This window comes from Alteromonas sp. ABE4_545, assembly GCF_056161325.1.
In genome coordinates this window covers 327430-352022 of sequence record NZ_JBSWYY010000001.1, presented here as the reverse complement: position 1 = coordinate 352022, position 24593 = coordinate 327430, and the positions used below count along the sequence as shown (strand labels likewise).

The 24593-nt window shown below is 45.7% G+C and carries 18 protein-coding genes; 9 read left to right on the top strand and 9 right to left on the bottom strand.

Translation table 11 applies throughout. The features are described from left to right. Positions 1–10: 10 nt before the first annotated feature. Complete coding sequence (dgcA, locus tag ACXAH6_RS01645; protein ID WP_474874880.1) at positions 11–1000, top strand: N-acetyl-D-Glu racemase DgcA; 990 nt, start codon at positions 11–13, stop codon at positions 998–1000. A 7-nt stretch (positions 1001–1007) separates the two neighbouring features. Here the strand turns inward: dgcA and ACXAH6_RS01640 are convergent, their stop codons facing one another. Then, positions 1008–1472 (bottom strand): EVE domain-containing protein, encoded by a 465-nt coding sequence (locus tag ACXAH6_RS01640; RefSeq protein WP_474874879.1) that lies wholly within the window; start codon positions 1470–1472, stop codon positions 1008–1010. A gap of 223 nt (positions 1473–1695) precedes the next feature. Here ACXAH6_RS01640 and ACXAH6_RS01635 point away from each other — a divergent pair, with 223 nt between their 5' ends. The 3 genes from ACXAH6_RS01635 (at position 1696) to ACXAH6_RS01625 (ending at position 4929) form a co-directional block, all read left to right on the top strand. After that, complete coding sequence (locus ACXAH6_RS01635) at positions 1696–2154, top strand: hypothetical protein (RefSeq protein WP_474874878.1); 459 nt, start codon at positions 1696–1698, stop codon at positions 2152–2154. A gap of 187 nt (positions 2155–2341) precedes the next feature. After that, positions 2342–4573 carry a YgiQ family radical SAM protein gene (locus ACXAH6_RS01630; protein WP_474874877.1) on the top strand — a complete coding sequence of 744 codons (2232 nt, stop codon included), beginning with the start codon at positions 2342–2344 and terminating at the stop codon, positions 4571–4573. A gap of 17 nt (positions 4574–4590) precedes the next feature. Beyond that, positions 4591–4929, top strand: a complete 339-nt coding sequence (locus ACXAH6_RS01625) for a hypothetical protein (RefSeq protein WP_474874876.1) — start codon at positions 4591–4593, stop codon at positions 4927–4929. Here the strand turns inward: ACXAH6_RS01625 and ACXAH6_RS01620 are convergent. From ACXAH6_RS01620 to ahpC, 5 genes are all read right to left on the bottom strand, one after another. After that, complete coding sequence (locus ACXAH6_RS01620) at positions 4922–5737, bottom strand: DUF817 domain-containing protein (protein WP_474874875.1); 816 nt, start codon at positions 5735–5737, stop codon at positions 4922–4924. The two genes, ACXAH6_RS01625 and ACXAH6_RS01620, sit on opposite strands and share 8 nt — an antisense overlap. A gap of 9 nt (positions 5738–5746) precedes the next feature. Then, positions 5747–6010: a hypothetical protein gene (locus ACXAH6_RS01615; protein WP_474874874.1), complete on the bottom strand. Its 264-nt coding sequence runs from the start codon at positions 6008–6010 to the stop codon at positions 5747–5749. A 1-nt stretch (position 6011) separates the two neighbouring features. Further along, positions 6012–7100: an SGNH/GDSL hydrolase family protein gene (locus ACXAH6_RS01610; protein ID WP_474874873.1), complete on the bottom strand. Its 1089-nt coding sequence runs from the start codon at positions 7098–7100 to the stop codon at positions 6012–6014. A gap of 311 nt (positions 7101–7411) precedes the next feature. Continuing rightward, positions 7412–8986 carry an alkyl hydroperoxide reductase subunit F gene (gene ahpF / locus ACXAH6_RS01605; RefSeq protein WP_474874872.1) on the bottom strand — a complete coding sequence of 525 codons (1575 nt, stop codon included), beginning with the start codon at positions 8984–8986 and terminating at the stop codon, positions 7412–7414. A gap of 86 nt (positions 8987–9072) precedes the next feature. Continuing rightward, positions 9073–9636, bottom strand: coding sequence for an alkyl hydroperoxide reductase subunit C (ahpC, locus tag ACXAH6_RS01600; protein ID WP_474874871.1), 564 nt, complete (start codon positions 9634–9636; stop codon positions 9073–9075). Between the two features lie 516 nt (positions 9637–10152). Between ahpC and ACXAH6_RS01595 the strand changes: the two genes are divergently transcribed. Beyond that, positions 10153–11475, top strand: a complete 1323-nt coding sequence (locus ACXAH6_RS01595; protein ID WP_474874870.1) for a DUF2252 family protein — start codon at positions 10153–10155, stop codon at positions 11473–11475. Between the two features lie 23 nt (positions 11476–11498). On the opposite strand, the gene ACXAH6_RS01590 is transcribed toward ACXAH6_RS01595, so the two are convergent. Then, a complete protein-coding gene (locus ACXAH6_RS01590; RefSeq protein WP_474874869.1) occupies positions 11499–13163 on the bottom strand; it encodes a response regulator in 1665 nt (554 codons plus the stop codon). Between the two features lie 191 nt (positions 13164–13354). After that, positions 13355–14284, bottom strand: coding sequence for a GGDEF domain-containing response regulator (locus ACXAH6_RS01585; protein WP_474874868.1), 930 nt, complete (start codon positions 14282–14284; stop codon positions 13355–13357). Between the two features lie 99 nt (positions 14285–14383). Between ACXAH6_RS01585 and ACXAH6_RS01580 the strand changes: the two genes are divergently transcribed. The 4 genes from ACXAH6_RS01580 to ACXAH6_RS01565 all read left to right on the top strand — a co-directional run bounded on the left by ACXAH6_RS01580 (position 14384) and on the right by ACXAH6_RS01565 (position 21597). Further along, positions 14384–18172 (top strand): PAS domain S-box protein, encoded by a 3789-nt coding sequence (locus ACXAH6_RS01580; RefSeq protein ID WP_474874867.1) that lies wholly within the window; start codon positions 14384–14386, stop codon positions 18170–18172. 107 nt (positions 18173–18279) lie between these two features. Continuing rightward, complete coding sequence (locus tag ACXAH6_RS01575; RefSeq protein ID WP_474874866.1) at positions 18280–19830, top strand: GNAT family N-acetyltransferase; 1551 nt, start codon at positions 18280–18282, stop codon at positions 19828–19830. A 150-nt stretch (positions 19831–19980) separates the two neighbouring features. Next, positions 19981–20688 (top strand): thioredoxin family protein, encoded by a 708-nt coding sequence (locus ACXAH6_RS01570; protein WP_474874865.1) that lies wholly within the window; start codon positions 19981–19983, stop codon positions 20686–20688. Positions 20689–20778: 90 nt separating this feature from the next. Next, positions 20779–21597, top strand: coding sequence for a hypothetical protein (locus tag ACXAH6_RS01565; RefSeq protein WP_474874864.1), 819 nt, complete (start codon positions 20779–20781; stop codon positions 21595–21597). Between the two features lie 75 nt (positions 21598–21672). Here the strand turns inward: ACXAH6_RS01565 and ACXAH6_RS01560 are convergent, their stop codons facing one another. Continuing rightward, positions 21673–24537: a M16 family metallopeptidase gene (locus ACXAH6_RS01560; RefSeq protein WP_474874863.1), complete on the bottom strand. Its 2865-nt coding sequence runs from the start codon at positions 24535–24537 to the stop codon at positions 21673–21675. Positions 24538–24593 lie beyond the last annotated feature (56 nt).

The following is a 24593-nucleotide window of genomic DNA, read 5'->3' as shown; positions in this document are numbered from 1 at the left end:
GAGTGTAGTCATGGGTGTAGAAATAGTCGTTGAACAAGCGTCGTTTTCTCTTGCACGAGAATTCAGAATATCCAGAGGCGCGAAAACCCAAGCTGATGTAGTGGTTGTGTCAATAAGTGAAAATGGCCTAACTGGTCGCGGTGAATCTGTCCCGTATGCACGATATGGAGAAACGCTGCCACAAGTGCTCGACCAGCTTAATGCCGTTACACACATTACCTCGTTAGACGCGTTAACCAAAGCCAGCGCATTACTTCAGGCAGGCTCTGCACGCAACGCGCTCGACTGCGCTATTTGGGATCTCACGGTACAAAAAGAACAGCGTTCTATTCATCATCTTACGGGCTTGCCCAGTATTCAAGGCTGCCACACCGCGCAGACACTGAGTATCGATACTCCCGACGCCATGTACCAAGCCGCACTGGAATTACAAGGCTCGCCGCTGATTAAAATTAAACTCGATGACAACCAGATTATCGAGCGCATGGAAGCGGTGCATCGAGCATTACCTGAGAGTAAGTTTATTGTTGATGCCAACGAAGGCTGGTCTTTTGCACTACTGCAAAACGTGGCGCCCGCGCTTGCTGCGCTCAATGTGGTGTTATTGGAACAACCTTTAGCGGCAAAAGACGATGCGTGTCTGGCGGGCTACCAATGCCCAATTACTTTATGCGCTGATGAATCTTGCCACACCGCAGAAGATATTCCTCGCCTCGCTCAGCGTTATCAAGCGGTGAACATTAAACTCGACAAAACCGGTGGGCTCACCGAAGCAATGCAATTATTGCATACTGCCAAACGCGCCAATATGGAAATAATGGTGGGATGTATGGTGGCAACGTCGTTAGCCATGGCTCCGGCCTATGCACTGTGTGCTGCAGCGCAATACGTTGACTTAGACGGCCCGCTGCTGGTTGCAGAAGACCGGCCCAATGGCTTTGAGTTTCAAGATGGCTGGATGAGTAAACCTAAATCTCTATTGTGGGGTGAGCCAAGATAAGTGTGTTTTAACGGCCAGCCATGGTGATCAATATATCCCACTCAGCTGGCTCAACGGGCATAATCGACAACCGATGGCCCTTTTTCACCAAACCAATTTCTTGAATATCCGGGTTAGCTTTTATCGTTTTTAACGGCAATACCTTGGCAAATTTTTTCTCAAACTTCACATCAACCCGAAACCACCTTGGGTTGTCTGGTGACGATTTAGGGTCGAAATACTTTGCCTCAGGGTTAAACTGCGACTCATCGGGATACCCCGCCCTCACCACTTCTGCAACACCAGCAATTCCTACCTCTTTACAACTGGAGTGGTAGATAAAGACTTTGTCGCCAAGTGCAACCTGATCGCGAAGAAAATTCCGAGCTTGGTAGTTGCGAACGCCATCCCAAGGCTCAGTTTGCTCTGGGCGAGCACGTAAATCGTCGATACCAAATGCGTCTGGCTCGGTTTTAAATAACCAATATCCCATTGTAATCACTGACCTGCGTAGTATGTGGTGAGCAGTATACCTTGCTCACAGAGAACTACAATTATCACGCTTTGTTACCTTTACACATTACTGACAAGGAAAGGAATAGCCATTGCTCAGTATGTAAAGTGAGCACGTAGCGCTCACGGTGTTGGTCAAGCTCGGCAACAAAAAATAAAAGAGTGTACCGCGCCACCATTTAAACCCAACGTTAGGAGATAACATGGATATTTCAAACAGCAGCGTAATGCAACAAGCCAACCTTGAGCGCACCATGGCTCAAGGTATCGGTAATACACCTCCCCCACCGCCTCCACCGAAACCTGAAGAAGATGAATTATCAGATTTCATGGCCGAATCTGGTGATAGCGATGCAATAAAAAGCTTTATGCAAAGTATTATGGACATGGAAGACAGTGGTGAATTTGATGCTGAAACTCTAGCTACCACAGCGCCAGAAACATTGCAGAGCTATGCAGAAGAGCACAACATTGATTTGGCAACGTTTTTCCAAGCCAAGCACGACAGCATGCAAGAGGCAAAAACAGCGAGTTCTGCTGAGCCTGCAGCCACTGTATCCAGCGCGGTTGACCAATATGCCAGTACTGAAGACATTGGCAAACCAGAAAAAGGCTTGTTCGATATGCTGAAGTCGAGCCTAGGTATTGAGACGCAAGCCTAATGGGCAAAGACGATCAAAGTCACTGTTTTCATGTTTCTCAGTGACTTTGATTGGCCTCTTGGTGAGGTAATGGGTTGCCCACCCTGCCACACTTCGGCAAACAACTGCCGTCTTTCTACAACTACGCTATCCCCTACCTACCCTGCGATGCTATACTATCAGGCCTGAAGTTGATCAAGATAGTTCTATGCAAGCCACCATCAAGGCCGATCGCGGTCTGTTTTCTTACCCTAAATATTGGGCGCATTGTTATGGGTCTGCGCCATTTTTACCGACGTCACGTAAGGAAATGGACGAACTCGGCTGGGACAGCTGTGACATTGTATTAGTCACAGGCGATGCCTATGTGGATCATCCGAGTTTTGGTATGGCTGTGATTGGCCGTGTGTTAGAAGCCCATGGCTTTCGCGTAGGCATTATTGCTCAGCCAGACTGGACCAGCAAAGACGCCTTTATGACATTAGGTAAACCTAATCTCTATTTCGGCGTAACCGCGGGCAACATGGACTCCATGATCAACCGATACACCTCGGATAAAAAACTGCGCCATGACGATGCCTATACCCCCGGAAATGTGGGTGGCCAGCGTCCCGATCGCGCAGTTACGGTTTACTCTCAGCGCTGCCGTGAAGCGTTTAAAGGCGTTCCGGTTATTATTGGTGGTATCGAAGCGAGCTTGCGCCGTATTGCCCATTACGACTACTGGTCTGAAAAAGTGCGTCGTTCTGTATTGTTCGACTCAAAAGCTGACCTCTTGATGTTTGGTAACGCTGAACGCCCCTTAGTTGAGGTGACACATCGCTTGGCTGCTGGCGAAGATATCTCTACCATCACAGATGTGCGTGGTACGGCGATTATCGTTAAACAAGCACTGCCTGAGTGGCAAGGTGTCGACTCTACATCCCTTGACCGCCCGGGTAAAATCGAAGCCATTCCGAATCCATATCAAATGGAACCGGAGTGTGATAGCGAAGAAAATCAACCTAGCGGCGACAAAGACGTGACTCAAACCGCTCAGCCGATCACCATTCAACCGGCTGAAACCCAACGTCGTAAGCCGTGGGAAAATGTCTACGTTAAGTTACCTGCATTTGAGACAGTGCGTGATAACAAAGTACTCTATGCGCACACCTCTCGTATTCTCCACCAGGAAACAAACCCGGGATGTGCGCGTGCACTGATGCAGCGCCATGGCGATCGCCATGTGTGGATTAACCCACCAGCGATGCCCCTAGAAACCGAAGAAATGGACGCGGTATTTGATTTGCCGTACCAGCGAGTGCCTCACCCTAGCTATGGCGATGAAAAAATTCCTGCCTACGACATGATCCGCTTTTCGATCAATATCATGCGCGGGTGTTATGGCGGCTGTACCTTCTGTTCGATTACTGAACACGAAGGACGTATCATTCAGAGCCGCTCTGAAGATTCTATCATCAGAGAAATCGAACAAATTCGCGATACCGTGCCTGGCTTCACAGGCGTGATTTCAGATTTGGGTGGGCCAACGGCCAACATGTATCGTTTGCGCTGTAAGAGCCCGAAAGCGGAAGCCACCTGCCGTCGCCCTTCATGCGTGTATCCAAGCATTTGTGCTCATATGGATACTAATCACAAGCCCACAATTGATTTGTATCGCCGTGCACGTGAACTTCCTGGGGTGAAAAAGATCTTAATTGCCTCTGGTGTACGTTATGACCTCGCGGTGGAAGATCCAGAATACGTGAAAGAACTCGCCCTTCATCACGTTGGTGGCTACTTGAAAATCGCACCGGAGCATACCGAAGATGGGCCTTTGTCTAAAATGATGAAGCCGGGAATGGGTAGCTACTATCGCTTTAAAGAATTATTCGACAAGTACTCTCAAGAAGCGGGCAAAAAACAGTATTTGATCCCTTACTTTATCGCGTCGCATCCTGGGACTACCGATGAAGACATGCTCAATTTAGCAATTTGGTTGAAGGAAAATCGTTTTAAACTCGATCAGGTACAAAACTTCTACCCATCACCGCTAGCAACAGCTACGACTATGTACCACACCGAGGTTAACTCGTTGCGCAAGGTAACCAAAGAGAGCGAAAGCGTACCATCGGCAAAAGGCGAAATTCACCGTCGTTTGCACAAAGCCATGTTGCGTTACCACGATCCGAAAAACTTTGCTCAAATTCGCGAAGCACTGAAAAAGATGGGTCGTGAAGACTTGATTGGTCGAGGTCCACAGCATTTAGTGCCCCCTGAAACTGCCGATGAAAAGCGCCAAAAAGCACAGAAAGCCAAAAGAGGCCAACGAGCACTGACCAAACACACAGGTTTACCGCCTCAGCCCAAATGGCAAAAAGAAAAAGGTAAGCGCGGCGGCAAACAAAACGCTAGTGGTGGACAATACCGCAATGCAGGCAAAGGCCAACGCCCTAATTAATCTAAGGAATGATAGACATGCAATTAGCCAACTTTTTTGTGTTTGGATTTGCCAGTGTGGCTGGCATTGCTATTTTTGGTGTGAGAATGAACACAGCTCGCAAAGCGCTGTGTGCTCACATTGAACAGCACTACCCTGAAGAGTGGGAAAAAATACTGCGCCAAGCCAAGTTGCTTGGCAAGCAGAGTAAATGGGTAAAATATTTGGCCGCAGAAGCGGTGAAAAATGGACCGCTTGCCCAAAAAGAAGACCCAACACTCACGCAATTTCACAAACAAGTACAACGGAATTTATGGTTAATGGTAGGCACGCCGACCGTATGTGTGCTCGCTTATCAAATCCCGCAAATTATTTAGTACAACATGTGGTGCACGCTTTTTTTAATTGAATACCGTGCACCATAGATACCAGAACAAAACTCAACAGCATCAGTAAAAACCAAGCGCCAAGCTTGGTAACAGATACCATTTCCCACGCTTGCCCTTGATGAGGGTAAACCCAGATATTGGCGAATGTCGCCATGTTTTCTGCAAACCAGATAAACAACGCCACTAAAAACCACCCCAAAAGCAAAGGCATTGAATGGTAGTGATCTGTCATTTTGTAATATACGCGAGTGCGCCCAAAAAGTAACACTGTGATAAAAAGCAACCACCAGCGCATATCCCACATAAAATGGTGACTAAAGAAATTTATATAAATACACAACACCAATAGCAGCGTGTATTTTTTATTCGGATAATGACTAAACTGAAAGTCGAATATACGCCAAATCCGGGCGATATAACTCCCTACCGCACTGTACATAAAGCCGGTAAACAGCGGTACATTACCAATGCCAAACACATAAGCCTCGGGATAATGCCAAGAGCCAATGCCATCAGAGGTTTTAAACAACTCCATGATTGTCGCAACAATATGAAACACAACAATAACCAGAGATTCTCGCCACGTTTCTAATTTAGTGACAAGTAACACCACTTGAAAGGCAATAGCGGCTAAGAAAATAAAATCGTAGCGATGTAGTCCTTCAATGGGATACCAAAAGTGAGTGACTAGCATAACGAGGAGTAAGAAACCGCCGAATAAGCACGCGTAGGCTTGTTTTATGCCAAAGAACCAGAGTTCCCGGATAAAATAAGTAAATGTGATGGGATGTGACATAAATGCTCGTTAACCCGGCGTGAAAAACAAGCCGTAACCGTTTTCAGGCTTGTAGAACAACGCAACCAAAACAAAACCAATGAGCATGACCAGCAGGACAATTTCCATCGCGAAATTTTGCATCATGGTTTTATACATGCTGGCTCGCGTAGGATTTTTGTTTTTATTCACTTGATAAAGTTGATAGTAAAAGCTGAACAGTTTAGCCATCGCCCAAAAACCTAGAATGCCAGCAATAAGCCACGCAAGTACTGTCAACCAAGAGCCATACATACTATTCCCAACCGGTGACTTGTTTAATCGCTTGCGTTAAACGCGCTGCGTTGGCAATGTGCTGGTCGACACGAGGGTGAGCGCCATAACCGTTGAATTCGAAAAACACGGTTGAGAGTTGGTCATCACCCTTTTGCTGTAGATTCGCCACTGCCGCTTCAATATAGCCAGGCCATGGTGAACCTGGTTTAGTCGCATCCATACTCCCAAGCGCACAAATAATTTGAGCGTCGGGGTAACGGCTGCGCACTGAGGTCACAAATGCCTGATAAGCGCCAATGATGTCGCTTTTATCGGGTGTGGGGGAAATTCGTTTTGGGTCACCCACCAGCCAACTGTCGTTTTGGAATAGGTTAATCACCACCACATCTGGGGTCCAACGGGTAAAATCCCACTGGGTATTGTTGTTCCCCACTGCGCTCATTTGGTCGTAGAATTGGGGCATAATAAAGTTAAACCAACTCACCATAATGCCAATCCCACTTTGCGAGATGGTGTGCAACTCTGCGTTGAGATTACGGGCGGTGATTGCGCCGTAACTCATGTAGTGATTTTTGTCGCGAGACAAATTGTCAGGCCCATTGAACGGTGCCACATTACCCATACCACTGGTGATAGAATCGCCGAAAATTTCAATTCGTCGGTCGGGCTTTGGTGCCAATGCTAGCAATTGCCCATCGTCATCAATATCAATGCCGAGAAAATACGTACCACCCTCTTCTCCCTCAGTGCGTTTATACACCTCAACAGTATGTTCGCCATCGACCAAAGACTCTGTGATCCAATAATCATTCACGCCCTTTTTAGCCTGAATAACAAAAGGAACGGTGTCGTTTCCATCCACAATCACATTGAAATAGTTTTTACCCTCATCGTCATTCAGACGAACAGACAAGCGATGGCCTGTAAACTTGGCTTTAACCGAAGAACCAGACCAAGAAATATAGGGTGATTTCGGATTAGAAAAATCGATTCGACCAGTGTACTGATAAGCTTTGTTATCAGCGGGGATGACTTTAGCCTGTACCAGTGACAATGCACTAAAGACAATACTCACCACAAATACACACGTTCCCCAACCTCTAAACATATTTTGTTCCTTGCACTTCACTGGTCAATTGTTAACGGTTTTATCCTACCTCGCTTAACAACTTGATTCCAATATAACTTTGGGTTGGTTAAGCTAAGCGTGAACGTCATCAAAGTAGGGAAAACTATGACGAGGTCAATGCTAGCCGCGAAATCTTAATCCGCTCGTTCGCTTCACTCATTGCTTGCTCTACCGGTGCTCATCTAGGAGAGCCCCGTTTGTCGATTTGTTTATTTGAGCTTGAGGAAAGACAGGCCAATAGACATAAAAAAACCGGCTTGCGCCGGTTTTTCAATTATAGTCTTGCCTGATTATTCAGAAACGTCAGCCGTTTCATGAGTCAGTAAGTATTCAAACGCTGCCAGTGATGCCTTCGCGCCTTCGCCCATAGAAATGACGATTTGCTTGTAAGGAACCGTTGTCACGTCACCAGCCGCATAGATACCTGGCTCAGAAGTCTGGCACTTAGTATCGATGATAATTTCACCGTGTGGTGACATTTCAACCACGCCTTTCATAAACTGGCTGTTAGGTACCAAACCAATCTGTACGAAGACACCTGCCAATGGCAATGTATGTACTTCTTCAGTGGCGCGATCTTGATATTCAATCGCGTTAACCTTGCCGCCTTCAGCGGTAATCTGACGTGTTGCCGCGTTCTTGATAATCGTGATGTTGTCACGCTTTTCAGCTTGATTCACCAACACTTTGTCAGCTTTAAGCTCAGGCATAAATTCAAACACAGTCACTGACTTCACAATACCAGCCAAGTCCAGCGCCGCCTCAATACCTGAGTTACCACCACCAATTACCGCTACGTCTTTGCCTTTGAAGAAAGGGCCATCACAGTGTGGGCAGTACGCCACGCCATTACCCACGTTTTCTTTCTCACCCGGAACGCCGAGTTCACGCCAGCGAGCACCTGTTGCCACAATCAAAGTGCGCGTTTTAATTTGCTCACCAGATGAAAGGGTTAGCGTTTTAATGTCACCTTTTTCGATTTCAGTTACACGTAAATGTTCTTTCAACGTGATTTCGTAATCTTTTAAGTGTTCCATTAAGTTACCAGCAAGCTCAGGGCCTGTGGTTTTTGGTACTGAAATTAAGTTTTCAATACCCATAGTATCTTTTACTTGGCCACCAAAACGGTCTGCAACCAAAGTGACTTTTAAGCCTTTACGCGCACTGTAAATTGCTGATGCGACACCCGCAGGGCCACCACCGATAACAGTTACGTCTTGTAGAGGCATTGTTTGACCCGCGTTTGCTTTTGCTAGGCTCGGGTCACGCTCGAGTAATTTGTCGAGTAATGTTGCTGCGTCTACTTTACCGTTAGCGAATAACTCGCCATTCAAGTAAACACTTGGTACACCTTGAATCTCACGTTCTTCAACGAGCTCTTTGTACAAACCGCCGTCGATCATTTCAGACGTAATGTGCGGGTTAACTAGTGCAAACTGGTTCAACGCTTGAACCACATCTGGACAGTTGTGACAGCTTAGGCTGATGAACACTTCAAAGTGCAAATCTTCTTTTACTGCTTTAACGATGCCTTTCAGGCTATCGTCTAGCTTCAATTCTGTACCTGACGAATGCAAAATCGCCAATATCAATGAGTTAAACTCATGACCACCAGGAATGCCTGAGAAACGGATACCTGTGTCTTCTTTATCAGCTTCAAGTAGGAAGCTGATTGGGCTACGCAATGTGCCGCTTGTGTCACGCTCGACTACACTAATCTTGTCGCTCACTCCTGCAATGTCTGACAGGAACGAGACAAGCTCTTCACGTTTACTATGTTCACCGGTTTGCACGACAAACGTTACTTCTTTTTGCATTGATGCGGTGTAGCCTTTCAATGCTTGCAATATTTCTTTAGTTAACACGGTTCTCTGCCTTTTAACTTGTTGTCAGGATGGTGTGGGCAAACCGCTGCCCACACCCGCATAAGACTGTTGCTCTAAGCGTTGACTTAGATTTTACCAACTAGGTCTAGAGAAGGAGCTAGTGTTGCTTCACCTTCTTTCCATTTAGCTGGGCAAACTTCGCCTGGGTGAGAAGCTACGTACTGAGCAGCTTTCACTTTACGCACTACGTCGTCTGCTTCACGGCCGATACCTTCAGCAGTGATTTCCATTGCTTGAACGATACCGTCTGGATCGATTACGAAAGTACCACGGTCAGCAAGACCCATTTCTTCACGCATACAATCGAAGTTGCGAGTGATCTCACCAGTAGGGTCGCCGATCATTGCAAATTTGATTTTGCCGATAGTTTCTGAAGACGCGTGCCATGCAGCGTGAGTAAAGTGAGTGTCAGTAGATACTGAGAAAACTTCTACGCCACGTGATTGAAGCTCTTCGTACTTGTCAGCAATGTCGCCAAGCTCAGTAGGACATACGAAAGTAAAGTCAGCTGGGTAAAATACGAATACAGCCCACTTACCTTTGATGTCTTCGCTGCTTACTTCTACGAATTCGCCATCTTTGAATGCTTGCGCTTTAAACGGTTTAATCTGTGTGTTGATTAATGCCATTTTACTTTTCTCCTAAAAGTTCAATTGCTTAAATTGATGTTGTTAAACACTTTGTCTTTACGAAATTGATAAGTCGTTAACTTCTCCACTTATCAAGAAACCTGTTCCACAAAGCGACACGATTCAGTGTAGCACTTGGTTCGTTGTTGACTTCGTGGATAAGAATAATCGCCTTCCTCCAAAAAAGATAATTGATAAAGTTGAAGCCTTTGATTCAAAAAACCAATTGATTGCATTTTTTGTGAGCGATATTTCCAATTAAAGTGTGTCATTTTTTAACGTCACTTTCAACCTAAAAATCCCGCTCAACGATCGAGATAGGCTCCTTGTATTAAATATCAACATAGGTGTGTTAAATGACAGTTTAATAACGGTGAATCACACCTTTTTGATCTCACTAGGTTGAATAAATGTTGTTTTACCAGCGGGTTTGACGACCAACACTGATACAAGTCATTGTCGTCTAGGTGCTCAGTGCGTTACATTACGCCAATAATCACACCTTAAGAGACACCAATGAGCGCCGAGCGACACAGTTTTATTGATGATGTATTGTTCAACGTCGACGACGTGAAGCCAGGACAAGGGCTCGCCAAACATCAAAAAATGGCACTGTCGCCATTTGTGTTTCTACGTGGCAGTGCGCCACTTTTTTACGCCGATTTAAAACACGGTCACTTACCAACGCCTAAATTAGCGCAGCGTATGCCGCTGACCACCATCATGGGCGATTGTCACGTTTCCAACTTTGGCTTTCTGACCGAAGAAGGCTCTCATGGCGATCAGGTCATTTTTAGTCCTAACGACTTTGATGACGCGTGCATTGGCCACGCTATTTGGGATTTGATGCGCTTTTGTGTGTCGTTAATGCTCACTGTTGATCATTGCCAAGGGATCAGTTCTGGTCGCTATCGATTCACCGACACAACAATAGATAAACCCGTGGTGACAGAAGCCTCTCTGATCGATGCCATTGATGAATTTTTTGGTGCATATTTAACGGTATGCCAGCAAGCACTCAGTGATGCTCAACATCTGCAGGACGCAATAAACGACATCGATCACAGCAGTAAATTGCACAAGCTATGGCAAAAAGCCCGTGAACGAGCAGCCGGTGGCGAGGCATTTCTGACCAAAAGTGCGTTGGCCAAATCAGTAACACTGCAAGATGGCGTACTCGGCTTTGCACATAAGCCCGATAAATTTAGTCGGCTCAGTCATACCCAATACGATACGCTTAATCGGGCGTTTTCGCCGTACATGGATGATAAAGTGCTCGATATTGTCACTCGGCTGAACGCCGGTACGGGGTCGGTGAATATGCAGCGGTACTATTTTTTAGTTGGGCCGCAACATCCTATACAAGAAAAACACTTGGTCGATTGCCATATTGTCGAAGTAAAGCAACAGCGTATTGCCGCGCCGTTATTTTATTTTGACGATTTAAGTGTAGTGAATCAGCTCAATCCCGCGCATTTAACCGCCCGATGTCAACGTAGAATGCAGCGAAAGCCAGACTTGCTGTTAGATGAAGTGGCATGGCAAGGCGAGCACTTTTTGATCCGCTCAAGGCACCACGCCCGCGTCGGCATTGACCCTATTGATATTGCATGCGGCAACAAAGCGTTAAAAGGCGGGTTTGCCCGCTACGCGGCTTATTGTGGGGAAGCCCTCGCCCTTGCTCACTGCCGGGGAGACAGACGTACAACTCGATTTGAGACCGCGGCCGTTTCTACGATCCCTTTTATTAAAAACGAGTTAGTTGATGCCTGCTATCAGTATGCTGATCAAGTTGTCAACGACCATGCCTACCTTGTTAGCAGAGAAAATTCGGTTTAACACTCGACACTTTGAGGCCTTATTTATACTGGTTTTTCAACGCTATCCTGCTTGTTAATCCCCAATAAATACGCGTACTCTTCACATTTTTGCCGTTGTACTTGCCCCAAGTCTGAGGCCTCCAACAAGTCGAGCGCCATACGCGCATCGGAAAGTTGTTCTTCATCTAGATGCTCTTTGCGATGCAACAAAACCATCACTTTTAACATACTCAACGCAATTTGCTTGTTTTCTGGCGAGAGTACTAATGCTTGTCTCAAGTTATGATAAGCGGGGCCAAAGCGGTTTTCTCGATAATTCACCGCAGCCATGTCTTTTAGCTCTTTGGTCGTAAATTGAATCTCTCTACGCTCTATTGCTTCTTGTTGGAGATATTCATCAACCACGCGACTAGAAAAACTGTCACCCGCAATTTGCTCTCGCAATGTATCTAAAATGCGTAAACAATTTTCGCGCATTCCCAATTGATGATAGGCCTTCATCAAATCGAGATTATCTTCCATCGTTAAATGAGTTTCACTGCCGTCAAACAATCCCGTTATCAATTGTTCTGCGTCATTTTTCTCATTGTTCAAACACATTGAGCGCACTTGAATTACCGATAGTTGCTGACTAAGTTGGCGCTTGAGCGTGACATTTTCGTGCAGTGGCTCTAACTCTTTTTCAATCGATTGAATAAGTTTTGCAGCTTCGATAGTCGAAGCAGTCGACGCCAAATCAAGCATTGAGCGTGCAACATTAAGCGTGAGTTCGGGAGAGTCATGAATCGAGTTTTTGGCGTATTTCGCCATTTTTTGCACGGCGTCTAATTGGCCCGCTTTGTCGCGATTCAAACGGGCTAAATCCCACAGTTTTTTATTGCGCTCGATATTTCTTGGCGCTAAGCGCACCGCTTGTTTCATTTGCTCGTACGCAACATCAAATTGGGCTTTTTCAATGTAATACTGAGCCAGCAAATCATAGGTTTTAAAGCGGGTATCATCGCGCAGCAGTAATGCTTCGATCAATGTGTCGGCCGCTTCGGTTTTGTCTTGGCGCAACAGTGATTTAGCCAACCCAATTTGCACCCATGCATGTGGGTATTCGTCGGTCAGACTGGCATAGTATTTTTCAGCTTGAGCATACTCACGCAAGTTCATCAAGCACTCCCCCACTATGCGTTTCATTCTGGGGTATTGATCGGCCATCATAGGGTCGACGAGCTGTCGCTCTGCATGATAAATCGCGGCGGCATAATCTTCGCTGTAAAGGCAATGCAACAGCTTATTAAGTTTACGACGCATTTCAATTAGTGCGTGTAACCGCTGTTGCATTTTTTGACGACCAAGCGGTTTGGCCCAAAAATCATCAGGTTGTAACTCTATGATACAATTAACTAACTCAGCAGACGTTTCAGCACTCAAAAAAACCACGGTGGTTTTCTCAGTGATGTATTGATGGTGTTTAAACTCTTCAAATAAATGAAAGCCGTCTTTGTCATGGCTAACATTAAAAGACAATAAAACGATATCGAAGGTGTTTTCTTGGCACGCTCGCACGGCGTTGTAGGCATTGTGTGCATGTTCAACGCCGAACACGCCAATTTCTTTTAACGCAGAAGCAATTTGCTCGTGCACCAGAGACTGATTATCAACAATCAATACTTTGAGTTCATGAATTGCTTTGGGAGCTTCGATATGTTCCTTCATGATGACTTGTTGCGCTCAATGTTATTTGTTTATATATCGGCAGGCTTCTCAGAGCCTGTTGTTTTTGGCGGTGATAATTGGTGTTGGCCGCCTTTGGCATACTATCACTTGTTTTTTGATGTTGCACAATCTAATACGTGGTAAAACCGTGGCATGTAACCCGACTGGTGGCACACGATGCCACGATAAAACTACCCTGCGTCGGAGGAGATAATTGGCGTGGTGGTCACTGAGAATTGATTGCGGCCATTGGCTTTTGCCGCATACAATGCTTTGTCTGCCATGTCTAAAAATGCTCTGGCAGAGAGGGTGGTATTGGGTTTTATCGCAATACCGATACTTACGGTGACATAATCGAAACGCGCGTTGGCGGCATGTGGTAAGTGCAACTGCGCAAAATGTCGCAGTATGTTTTCGGCGATAATAGTGCTACCTGCCTGTTCGCCCTCGGGAATAATAATACCAAATTCTTCCCCGCCTAGCCGAGACACGGTGTCATAAGCCCTACAGGCTTCTTTGGCTAGGATTTTGGCGACTTGAATTAAGCAATCGTCACCCTTTCCGTGACCAAATTCGTCGTTGTATTGTTTGAAGTCGTCAATATCAATCATCAACAACGAGAGATTACCGCCATTTCTGTCACTGCGTTTTAATTCAGCGTCTAGCACTTCATCAAATTTGCGGCGATTGGCAAGGTTAGTTAATGGATCGGTTGCGGCTAATGTTGAAAGCTGTTGAGCCTGCTTATAGAGCCGCGTATGTGTATTCACCCGCGCTTTTAAAATAGGCACTTGTATCGGTTTAGTAATGTAGTCTACTGCCCCCAGTTCAAACCCTCGGGTTTGTTCATCAATTTCAATCAAACTGCTGACGAAAATAATGGGAATTTGCTGGGTTTTGGGGTCGGCCTTTAATGCGCGGCACAAGGCAAACCCGTCAATTTCAGGCATGAGCACGTCTAGCAATATCAGGTGAGGTTGGGTTTTAATGGCTTGCGTCAACCCTTCTTCCGCAGTCGTGGCAACTACAATTGCGTAATCATTTTTAAGCGATTCGGCTATTAAACGAATGATACTAATGTCATCATCGATAACTAATACATGCATAGTCGATGTGGCCATTCCCAAGGGCTCCTATCCCTGTCATTGCGCTAGTGAAAATTTAGCAAAAGTATGTTTTTCAACATAAGCTTGAGTTAAAGCTAGCTTATATTGACGATTATGGAAAATATACTTGGGTCATTATTTCGTACTGACTATATGCCACATGGACATTGTTACTGGTGGAAACCGGAAATACTATGGCTCAATGTGGTGTCTGACCTCCTCATCGCCGTTTCCTATTTTTCTATTCCTATCGCGATTTATTACTTCGTAAAAAAGAGAAAAGACATTCAGTTTCGCGGCGTTGCCTTGCTTTTCTCCGCATTTATTTTGCTTTGTGGCATTACCCACATTGTGGGCATTATCGTTATTTGGCACGGCACCTATGGTATTCATGGCTTGACGAAGTTTGCCACCGCGATCATTTCTTGTATCACCGCTTATCAGGTGTTTAAGTCAATGCCGGCTGCGCTGAAAATCCCCACTACCGACCAGCTAACTCAAGCATTTGAAAATGCGAACCAGGAAAAACTCGAACGCTTAAAAGTGGAAAGCCAGCGGGAACAAGACGCCATTCTCAGAGAATCGACAGACAGTGCACACGTCGGCATTATTGTGGTGAACAAGAGCGGTCTCATTGAAGTGGCCAATAAAGCAGTTTGTCGGATTTTCCATTACCGCGACGCCACCGAATTAGAAGGGAAACACATTAACAGTCTGGTGGAGCAATCTGTTCGAGACAAGCACACTGAACTTGTCTCTGGCTTTATGCGTGAAGAAGACAATCGCAACATGGCTGAAGACCGCGTGGTGTATGGAATTTCAAAGCGAGGCATTAAAATACCAATTGAAGTGCGCCTCACACACACCACCTATCACAAAGAACCTATGGTGTTTGTGTCTTTGCAAGATATATCTGAACGTCTGAGGATAGAAGCCGCTCGTCAGGCAAGTGAAAATGCCACCCAGCAAATTATCGCGTCATTTCCCTTTGGGCTGCATATTTTTGAACATACCGACAGCATGCTGCGGCTTACCCAAAGTAATCAAGCGGCAGACAGAATGCTGGGATATGACAAAAAATCACAAGGCGGCATTATTGGGCGCTCGATTAAAGAGATATTCCCCATGGTGTCGCAACCCTCTGAACTCAACCAGTACATCGAAACTGCCATTGAAGGTAAAACCTTTGAGAGCCGGGAAATTACTTTTATCGTTCACGGTCAGGCGCGGGTGTTTGAAATCAGCGGGTTTCAGTCTAATCCGGGACGCTTAATTTTAGTGTTTAACGACATTACTCAGAAAAAACACGCTGACATTGCGCTACGGCAAAAAGAAAAACTCATCGAGAGAGCGCTCAATGCATCCATTGCCGGTGTATTCGTTTTTAATATGAACCGGCGTCAAAACCAATACATCAACGAGCGTTATACCGACATTACCGGTTATTCTCAGGCTCAATTACAAAAAGCCAAATTTACCGGGCTTATCCAATTAGTTCACCCTGAGGACAGACGCCGGTTGATGCGTCACTATCGCCAGCTAATGCGACCAAATAATCAGGCCCATATTTTCACACTTGAGTATCGTTTTAAGCACGCCAATGGACACTGGATTTGGCTGTTGGCTCGGCATGTGGGTTTCGACTGGACAGACAGAGATAAAATGTCTTTGCTGATGGGCAGTTTCTTAGACATCACGCCATTAAAAAACATGCAAAACAACTTGTTGGAACTCAAAGACAAAGCGGAAAAGGCAAACACCGCTAAAAGCGAATTTTTAGCCAACATGAGCCATGAAATCCGCACCCCAATGAACGCCATTCTTGGCCTCACTCAGTTGCTAAGAGACATGGATCTTGGCCATCAACAACGCAACTATTTAGCAGAGGTACACGCCTCCTCTCGCTTGCTTTTACAATTGCTCAACGACGTGCTCGACTACTCAAAACTCGAAGCGGGAAAAATGGTGGTGCTCACCGAGCCATTCGATTTATATCAAACGGTATCCGACAGCTTTCGACTATTTTCCGTCAATGCGCGGGACAAAAAGCTCCACCTCTATACCGATATAACCCCTGATACTCCACGTTTTTTCCTTGGAGACAGCGTGAGAATTGGGCAGATATTAAATAACTTAATTGGTAACGCCATTAAGTTCACACAATCGGGGAACGTATTGGTGCGGTTGCGAGCCTCGCAGCAAAGCGACGCCAACCTCTACACAGTAAAATGCGATATTGTAGATACCGGTATTGGCATTAAACCTGACATGCTTGAACAATTATTTGAATCTTTTACTCAAGCCGATAGCTCTATCGACCGCAGATTCGGTGGCACCGGCTTGGGATTATCCATTTGTAAGCGACTCACCTCACTACTGGGAGGTGAAATTTCTGTCACCAGTGAACCCGATGTGGGGAGCACTTTTACCTTAACGCTGCCATTACAAGCCTGCGCTCCGAACAAACGTGTATTACGGCCCGACATCACTAATTTGCGCATTCATATCGCCACTCATCAAACAGATGTTGCCACTTTAGCGCATTATTTTAATCATCAGCCAAACGCCGACATTGTCCAATCAACGTTCGACCCGAGTATGGATTCAATGGAATCAATACGTGCCGACGTGTTGATTTTAGACATCAGTGAAGAACACGAAAGCCTCGCCGGCATGCTTGAACAGCGTTGCAAAAAAATGTGTGACAATAAGCAAATTAAACAGGGCGTTATCCTGATCACCCGTCATGGATTTAAAGCGGATTGTGAGCCAGCACAACAGTTGGATAAGATAGTACGTTTAATTACGCCTTATGTGCCGTCCGACATCGACAAGGCGCTGATGGAAGTGCTCGGTCAAAACGTCAAAACCGACAATCTGCCTTCACATCAAATTAAGTTTGAAAACTGCCGAGTTCTGCTGGTGGAAGACAACCCGACCAACCAATTTGTCGCCACAGAAATGTTACAAAAATGCGGTATTACCCCGCTTATTGCCTCTGATGGTGATATGGCTATCGACATATTCAAACGCGCGCCTATCGATATCATTTTGATGGATTTACAAATGCCTGTTATGGATGGATTTGCCGCCACACGAGCCATTCGTCAACTGACATCGGGCAAGACTATCCCCATCGTCGCCATGTCTGCGGCTACAACGCCAGACGCCATTACCAGAGTAAAAGAGTGCGGTATGAATGGCCACATTCCCAAGCCTGTTGACTATCACAAGCTCATCAATACCTTACAAACCTATTTGCCTGAATACGCGGTAATCGAATATGAAGAAAAACCGGAAACACCTGTTACCGTTCAATTACAACGGCGTATCCATATCATTCATGAAAATATACACGGCGCCAATACGCACGATGCGTTAAAGCGTTTAGATGGAGACGTGACCACCTTTATTGGCGTATTGAAAAGCTTCGCTGTGCAATACAACGGCTTGACCGGCGACGAAGTTTGCGAACGAGACCAAAGCAGTCGTCACCGATTTATGCACTCTCTTAAAGGGCTGTCGATGACTGTAGGCGACGAAGAGCTAAGTGCGACTTGTGCCATGTATGAACAGATGGAAATCATTCAAAACGAGCACATTCATACCGTGTTTGAGCGATTAGACAGTTTGTTGGCTGGGGTAAACAATACGATTGCAGCAATCGACGCGACGCCCGATATCATCAAAAGTGAGCGTAGTACCAACACGCTTTCACTCGACGAATTGGTTAACGCACTTGAACGTTACCAGTATTTTAATGAAGACGATATCGACCAATGCCAGCAACTGCTGTCGGCAATGATGCCAGAACACGAGTTGATTGCTTTTGTTGATGCAATTTCAGTATTCGATTTTCAGCGCGCATTATCCTTGGTAACGCCCTACTTGCATCGGACGTAAAACCAACAAAACGATCTAAGCCGTTGATGAATAGGTATACACAACACAGAACTTCAATCATGATAGACAAATAGAATGTTTGTGTAATCGTACCCAAGAGGACATATATGAGCCAAGAGACGTATACGGAAGAAACAGAACATCACCTAGAGCTGCGCCATTTAACACTCGACGACTATCAAGACGTAAAAGAGTTGATGGATAAAGTGTATGCCAATGTGGGTGGCGCTTGGCCCTATAAAAATTACAAAGCACAAATAAACACATTTCCCGATGGGCAAATTTGTATTGAAGACAAAGGGAAAGTGGTTGCTTTCGCAATTTCGGTCATCGTTGATTACGACAAATTTGGCGACAAGCACAGCTACGATGAGATTACTGGCGATGCCTACCTTACCACTCATGATCCAAACGGCGATGTGCTTTATGGTGTTGAGGTTATCGTATGCCCCGAGTACCGTGGTTTACGCCTTGGACGTCGGCTCTATGAAGCACGCAAGGAACTGTGCCGCAACCTCAACCTCAAATCGATAATGGCGGGTGGCCGCATCCCGAATTACAGTAAGTATGCTGACGATATCAGCCCCTATGAATACATTGAACAAGTCAAAAACAAAGATATTTACGACCCGATCCTGACATTTCAATTGTCGAATGGGTTTGAAGTAAAACAAGTGATGACGGCTTACCTGCCGGAAGACAAAGCATCAAAAGGTTATGCAACTTTATTGCAATGGCACAATATTTACTACGAACCCGGAACCCCAAGTTTTATTAACGCGCGCAAGAGCAACGCAAGAATTGGTTGCGTGCAGTGGCAAATGCGTTATTTTGAAAACGTAGAAGAGTTGCTTCAGCAGGTAGAGTACTTCGTAGACGCCTTGTCAGACTACAACTGCGATGTAGCGCTTTTCCCAGAGTTTTTTAACGCCCCGCTAATGGGCCTTTGCCCAACAGAGTCCTCAATTGATGCCATTTGGCATCTAGCCCAATACACAGACGAAATATTGACTGCGATGTCGCATCTCGCTGTATCGTACAATATCACCATCATTGGTGGGTCGATGCCAGTGATCGAGGAAGAAGAATTATACAACGTCAGCTATATCTGTCGTAGAGACGGGACAATTGAAAGCCAATATAAACTGCACCCTACGCCTCACGAAAAGACTGACTGGATCATGAAAGGCGGGAATCATCTGCGCTGCTTTGACACTGATTTTGGTAAAATTGGCGTGCTCATTTGTTACGATGTCGAATTTCCAGAGTTAGCTCGTGTGTTGTCAGAACAAGAAATGCAGATATTGTTTGTGCCCTTCTGGACCGACACCAAGAATGGCTATTTGCGCGTTCGTCGATGTGCGCAAGCCAGGGCGATAGAAAACGAATGCTATGTGGCCATTGCCGGTAGTGTTGGTAACCTCCCCAAAGTAGACAATGTAGATATTCAATATGGTCAAACGGCGGTGTTTTCTCCCTCTGATTTTGCCTTCCCTCACGATGCCATTGTGTCTGAGACCACGCCTAACACCGAAATGACCTTGATTGTCGACCTCGACCTCGACAAGTTAACCAAACTGCAAAACGAAGGGTCTGTGAGAAATTATCTCGACCGACGCCGCGACCTCTATCGCGTTGAATGGATTGGTGGTGACTGAGCAAGCACACAATGCGCTAAATACTTGAATAAACAGAAAGAAGCTGGCTAAATACAGCTTGCTTCTTTCTGTCATTCAGGGAACGGAACTATGCCAATAAAAATAAAATTCTTCGCTCTCCTTTTCTTGGCGACACTATGGAGCAGCGCAGTGAACGCCACATCCGATGAAAAATTAGCGCAATTTTATAAGCCCAGTGATTCCCAACCTCCTACGCTCTCAGAGGCCATGAAGTTGGCCCAAACTCAAGACAAATTATTATTGGTCTTGGTCGGTGCGGGTTGGTGCCACGATTCACTTGCCCTTGCCGATTATTTTTCTTCGCCCCGCGTGAAGAAAACACTCAGTGAGGGCTACGTTGTGTACAAAATAAATGCCCAGTGGCTTACTGGCCTCACCCAAGAACTAAGCCAAATTCATCATCCCGCCTATTTTGGTACGCCGTCGTTACTGATTGTCGACCCCGTTAGCCAAATGGTGGTTAATCGCGACTCAGTACAACGTTGGCAAAGCGCTCATAGTGAATCAATGCCAGCGTTAAATAAATATCTCAGCCTCATGCGAAACCAACGCCACTGGTTTGTGGTCAATGTACCTGAAACGCAAAGACTAACTGTGAGCGAATTTGAAAAGCAACAGACTATGCGGTTATATCGGGCTTATCAACTATTAGGGCCAATGCTTGAACGCGAAAAAGCGGGCCAAGCACAACCCACTTTAGATGCAGTTTGGGATGAAGTACGCAGTTACCGTTATCATTTGCAAAAAGATTTAGTCAACTTGTACCAATACCAAGCAGACGCACCGCTTATCTTGCCCGAATACCCATTAATGTCATGGGAAATGCAAGCAAATTAGCGTCAGGCATGGTATTGCATCAAGAATAACGATAACATCGCGTAAGAACGAGAAAACTATCATACAAATCTATAGTCATTAAGAGGGTATATGGCAATTGATAAACGCAACGATGATTTCCCAACCATTCGCTTGGATGATGAAGATCGTCGTGCCTACCAACAAAAAAAACAACCTCAAGCCAAACCAACATCGACTACCGGTACACCCGTACCTGATTCATCGACACCGAGCAAAAGCGGTGGAAATGGTGTTTGGATATTTTTGGTAGCCTTGATAGCACTCGCAGCAAGCGGTGGTTGTTATTACCTATATACCCAATTGCAATTGCAGGTGAAAGAGGTTGCACAAGCTGACCAACGTATTGCCCAGCTAGAAAGCAAGTTATCGGCTACCGGTGAAGAAATTGGTGAATCAACGGTGGCACTACAGGTAAAAGTGACCGAGTTATCCAACAAAACCAATGAGTTGTGGGAACAAATGGACAAGCTATGGGCTTCTGCATGGCGCCGCAACCAAAAAGAAATTGCCGATTTAGGCGAAAAGCTCAAATCAGTACAAGGCGATTTGTCTGAATCTATCGCGCAAGTTTCTCGCAACACCGATGGACAAAAAACCCAAATTGCTGCTATTACCTCTCGTCTAGACAGCATCGCTGACGAAATGCTTGCTCTTAACGTACAACTAGAACAGGCCGCAGCGGATAAAGCAGCACTTGAGCGTTCAGATAAAAACTTGTCGGATAAACTGGCAGTGTTGGAACAACGCAACCTCGCCCTTTCCGGCCGTATCGGTAAACTCGAAAACGACCTGAGGGAAATGGCAACACAATTGGCTAGCCGTTCATCAAGCGCAAATGCTTCACCAAATGGTGCGCCATCGCCAGCAAACCCAGACCCAATTAACTAGGTTTTCAGCGTTCCCCATTCAAAACGTAAAAAGGAGGCAGTCGCCTCCTTTTTTGTTTATGCGATTAATTCGGTTTTAGTTACTTGGGTTTAAAAGCACTGGCTTTCCAAAACCGAGCTTTTCTAGCCCTGCGAGTTGTGTTTCTGCATCACCAACCACTAACCATATCATGTGATTTGGGTCGGCATACTTTGCCGCGAGTTGCTGCACATCATGCTGGGTAATTTCCTGCACGACATTCTGGCGCTTTCTCACGTAGTCCGCATCCCAGCCATACTGACTGATTTTCTCAAGCATGGTCAATTTTGCTCCAGAGGTTTCAAATTGACGTGCCGCACTCTTTAAGAAATAACTCTGGGTGTTAAGTAAGTCTTGCTCGCTGAAAGTCGCGGGATAATCTGTGAGGATAGATTTCACTAGCGCCGCCGATTCATACGTAACATTGGTTCTCACACCACTTGAAATAGTGAATGGGCCAGCCAAATCAGAGCCGCTAAAGCGCGAATAAATGCCGTAGGTGTAACCCTTTCCTTCGCGCAATTCTTGGGTTAATCGAGAGGCAAAACTTCCTCCCCCCAATTTGTAGTTCATCACTGTTGCCGGATAGAAATCTGGATCGGTTTCCGGCATCGCTAGATAACCAAACCGCAGCACCGATTGCTTCGCCCCCGGCACGTCATAAAAATACACTGTAGATTTTTCTGGTCTGGCTGGCGGCGTAAAAGAAGGGATCGTTACTTCGTGCGCCGGCCAGTCAGCGACCAAAGGCAACAAGGAATTAATAACAGTTTTGGTATTCACTGCGCCAACAACGTGAAAGTCAGCCACTGAAGGCGACACATAAGTCTCGTAATAATCCTTGAGATCATCAAGCGTAATGGCTTCAACTGACGCTTCAGTTCCCATTGGGTTAAACGACAAAATATGCCCTTTGCCGTAAAGTAGCGCATAGTATTCATTGTCGGCAATACTGTTGGGGTTCGCACTTTGCTGGGCAATTACACTTAACGTACTTTGCTTAGCCAGAGCAAATTCGCGCTGGTCCCAACGCGGTGACAACAGCATTTCTTTCACTAGAGCCAAAGTGGCGTCATAGTTTTTAGCCAACGTGGTACCACTAATCATCAAAGACTGTCGGTCAGCCGAAACCGTTATCTCAGCACCCAGCAGGTCTATGGCTTTCTCTAATTCTTCTGGGGTTTTGTTGGCTGTGCCCTTTTCAAGCATGGTCGCTAATAAACTCGACACGCCCACTTTGTCAGGGCTTTCCACCATTGCCCCGCCTTGTAAGCTCAGTGCAAACTCGACCAAAGGCAGTTCAGTGTTAACAATACCGTAGATACCTAAGCCATTGTCGAGATGAGCTTGCCATACATCGGGAACGGCTGGCGTTGGCATCTCACCGTAAGCTGGTTCAACACTGCGGTCGAAACTGGATTCAGTGCGTGTATAGCTACTCTCTTCAGGCAAAGAAAATGCCTCACCCTCGGCATTGGCCACAATCTTTTCTTCTACAACTGTGGCCGGTTTCGCCCCTTCTAACGCCAAATTCACTTGAGATTTAGGTACAAAGCTAGTCGCAATAAAAGGCTGGCCCTTAATGTATTTGTTGTACACACGCATGACGTCTTGTTTGGTCACCGCGAGTGATTTTTGCAAGTCTTGGTTAATGTACCCAGGATCATGGGCAAAAATATTGTATTGAGCCAATTGAAAAGCCTTGCCCAAGACGCTCGACAACCCATCATAAAACTCTGTTTCAAGCCCTGCTTTTATTCGAGTAAGATCGTCATCGCTAATCCCATTCTGCTCAAACTGCAGAAATGCCGAATCGACTGCCGCTTTTACATCATCGAGGTCGGTGCCAGGGTATGCGCGGGTAATAAAGGTTACTTCACCTGCAATTTCCGAATTACTGCTATACATGTAAACGTTAGCAGACAATTCTTTATCTTCTACTAATACCTTGTTTAAAGGCGCTGTTTTCCCTTCAGATAGCAGTGCCATCAAGATGTTTAATGCATAGGCATCGTCGTGATAAAGATCAACGCCTGGCCACACTAAACGCAATTCTGGTAATTGTGCGAAGTTGTCTTCGTAGTATCGCTTAATGGTTTTTGTCAGCTTAGCGGGTCGATCTGCTAGCGGTGCAATGTCATCACCACGAGGAATATCGTCAAAATATTTATGTACCCACGTTTTCGCTTGCGCAAAATCAAAGTCACCGGCAATCACCAACGTGGCGTTATTAGGCACATACCATTTGTTGTAAAAGTCTTTCACGTCTTGCAAAGTGGCATTTTGCAGGTCTTCTAAAGAGCCTATCACCTGCCAGTTATAAGGGTGGTCAGCTGGGTACATGTTCTTACCCACCACATAGTTGGCGTGACCATAAGGACGATTATCGACACTTTGGCGCTTTTCGTTTTTGACCACTTGTTTTTCTTTGGCTAATACCGCGTCGGTTACTGTATTGATAAAAAACCCCAGCTTATCCGCTTCTGCCCAAATCATCTTTTCTAGTGCGTCATTAGGTACAGTTTGAAAATAGTTGGTACGATCGCGACTGGTTGAGCCATTAGCGCCAGAACCACCAATGCGCGAACTCATTTTATCTAGCCCGCCTTTACCTAAGTTTTCTGATTCAAGAAAGAGTAAATGTTCAAATAAATGAGCAAAGCCGGTACGGCCTTCAATTTCCCGCGCCGACCCCACATGGAAGGTCAACGCCACCGCAGTGACAGGATCAGAAGTATCCTTGTGAAACACTACTTCTAGGCCATTATCAAGGGTAAACTTTTCATAGTTCACAGCAAAACCTTGCTGCGCGGCTACAGGAGCCGATGAGACATTAGAGGACGTTTCAGGTTGAGAACATGCAGCGATCAAGCTTGTCGCTGCCGCTAATGGGATTAATGAGAGTAAACTGGATTTTTTCATCGTTTTCTTATTGATTGTCGTTTCCAACAATATATCAGTGCACGACGACGAAACCT

Bases quoted from the DNA above. Each gene is read 5' to 3' on its own strand.
- dgcA (WP_474874880.1), top strand. From the start codon at position 11: ATGGGTGTAGAAATAGTCGTTGAACAAGCGTCGTTTTCTCTTGCACGA.
- ACXAH6_RS01640 (WP_474874879.1), bottom strand. From the start codon at position 1,472: ATGGGATATTGGTTATTTAAAACCGAGCCAGACGCATTTGGTATCGAC.
- ACXAH6_RS01635 (WP_474874878.1), top strand. From the start codon at position 1,696: ATGGATATTTCAAACAGCAGCGTAATGCAACAAGCCAACCTTGAGCGC.
- ACXAH6_RS01630 (WP_474874877.1), top strand. From the start codon at position 2,342: ATGCAAGCCACCATCAAGGCCGATCGCGGTCTGTTTTCTTACCCTAAA.
- ACXAH6_RS01625 (WP_474874876.1), top strand. From the start codon at position 4,591: ATGCAATTAGCCAACTTTTTTGTGTTTGGATTTGCCAGTGTGGCTGGC.
- ACXAH6_RS01620 (WP_474874875.1), bottom strand. From the start codon at position 5,737: ATGTCACATCCCATCACATTTACTTATTTTATCCGGGAACTCTGGTTC.
- ACXAH6_RS01615 (WP_474874874.1), bottom strand. From the start codon at position 6,010: ATGTATGGCTCTTGGTTGACAGTACTTGCGTGGCTTATTGCTGGCATT.
- ACXAH6_RS01610 (WP_474874873.1), bottom strand. From the start codon at position 7,100: ATGTTTAGAGGTTGGGGAACGTGTGTATTTGTGGTGAGTATTGTCTTT.
- ahpC (WP_474874871.1), bottom strand. From the start codon at position 9,636: ATGGCATTAATCAACACACAGATTAAACCGTTTAAAGCGCAAGCATTC.
- ACXAH6_RS01595 (WP_474874870.1), top strand. From the start codon at position 10,153: ATGAGCGCCGAGCGACACAGTTTTATTGATGATGTATTGTTCAACGTC.
- ACXAH6_RS01590 (WP_474874869.1), bottom strand. From the start codon at position 13,163: ATGAAGGAACATATCGAAGCTCCCAAAGCAATTCATGAACTCAAAGTA.
- ACXAH6_RS01585 (WP_474874868.1), bottom strand. From the start codon at position 14,284: ATGGCCACATCGACTATGCATGTATTAGTTATCGATGATGACATTAGT.
- ACXAH6_RS01580 (WP_474874867.1), top strand. From the start codon at position 14,384: ATGGAAAATATACTTGGGTCATTATTTCGTACTGACTATATGCCACAT.
- ACXAH6_RS01575 (WP_474874866.1), top strand. From the start codon at position 18,280: ATGAGCCAAGAGACGTATACGGAAGAAACAGAACATCACCTAGAGCTG.
- ACXAH6_RS01565 (WP_474874864.1), top strand. From the start codon at position 20,779: ATGGCAATTGATAAACGCAACGATGATTTCCCAACCATTCGCTTGGAT.
- ACXAH6_RS01560 (WP_474874863.1), bottom strand. From the start codon at position 24,537: ATGAAAAAATCCAGTTTACTCTCATTAATCCCATTAGCGGCAGCGACA.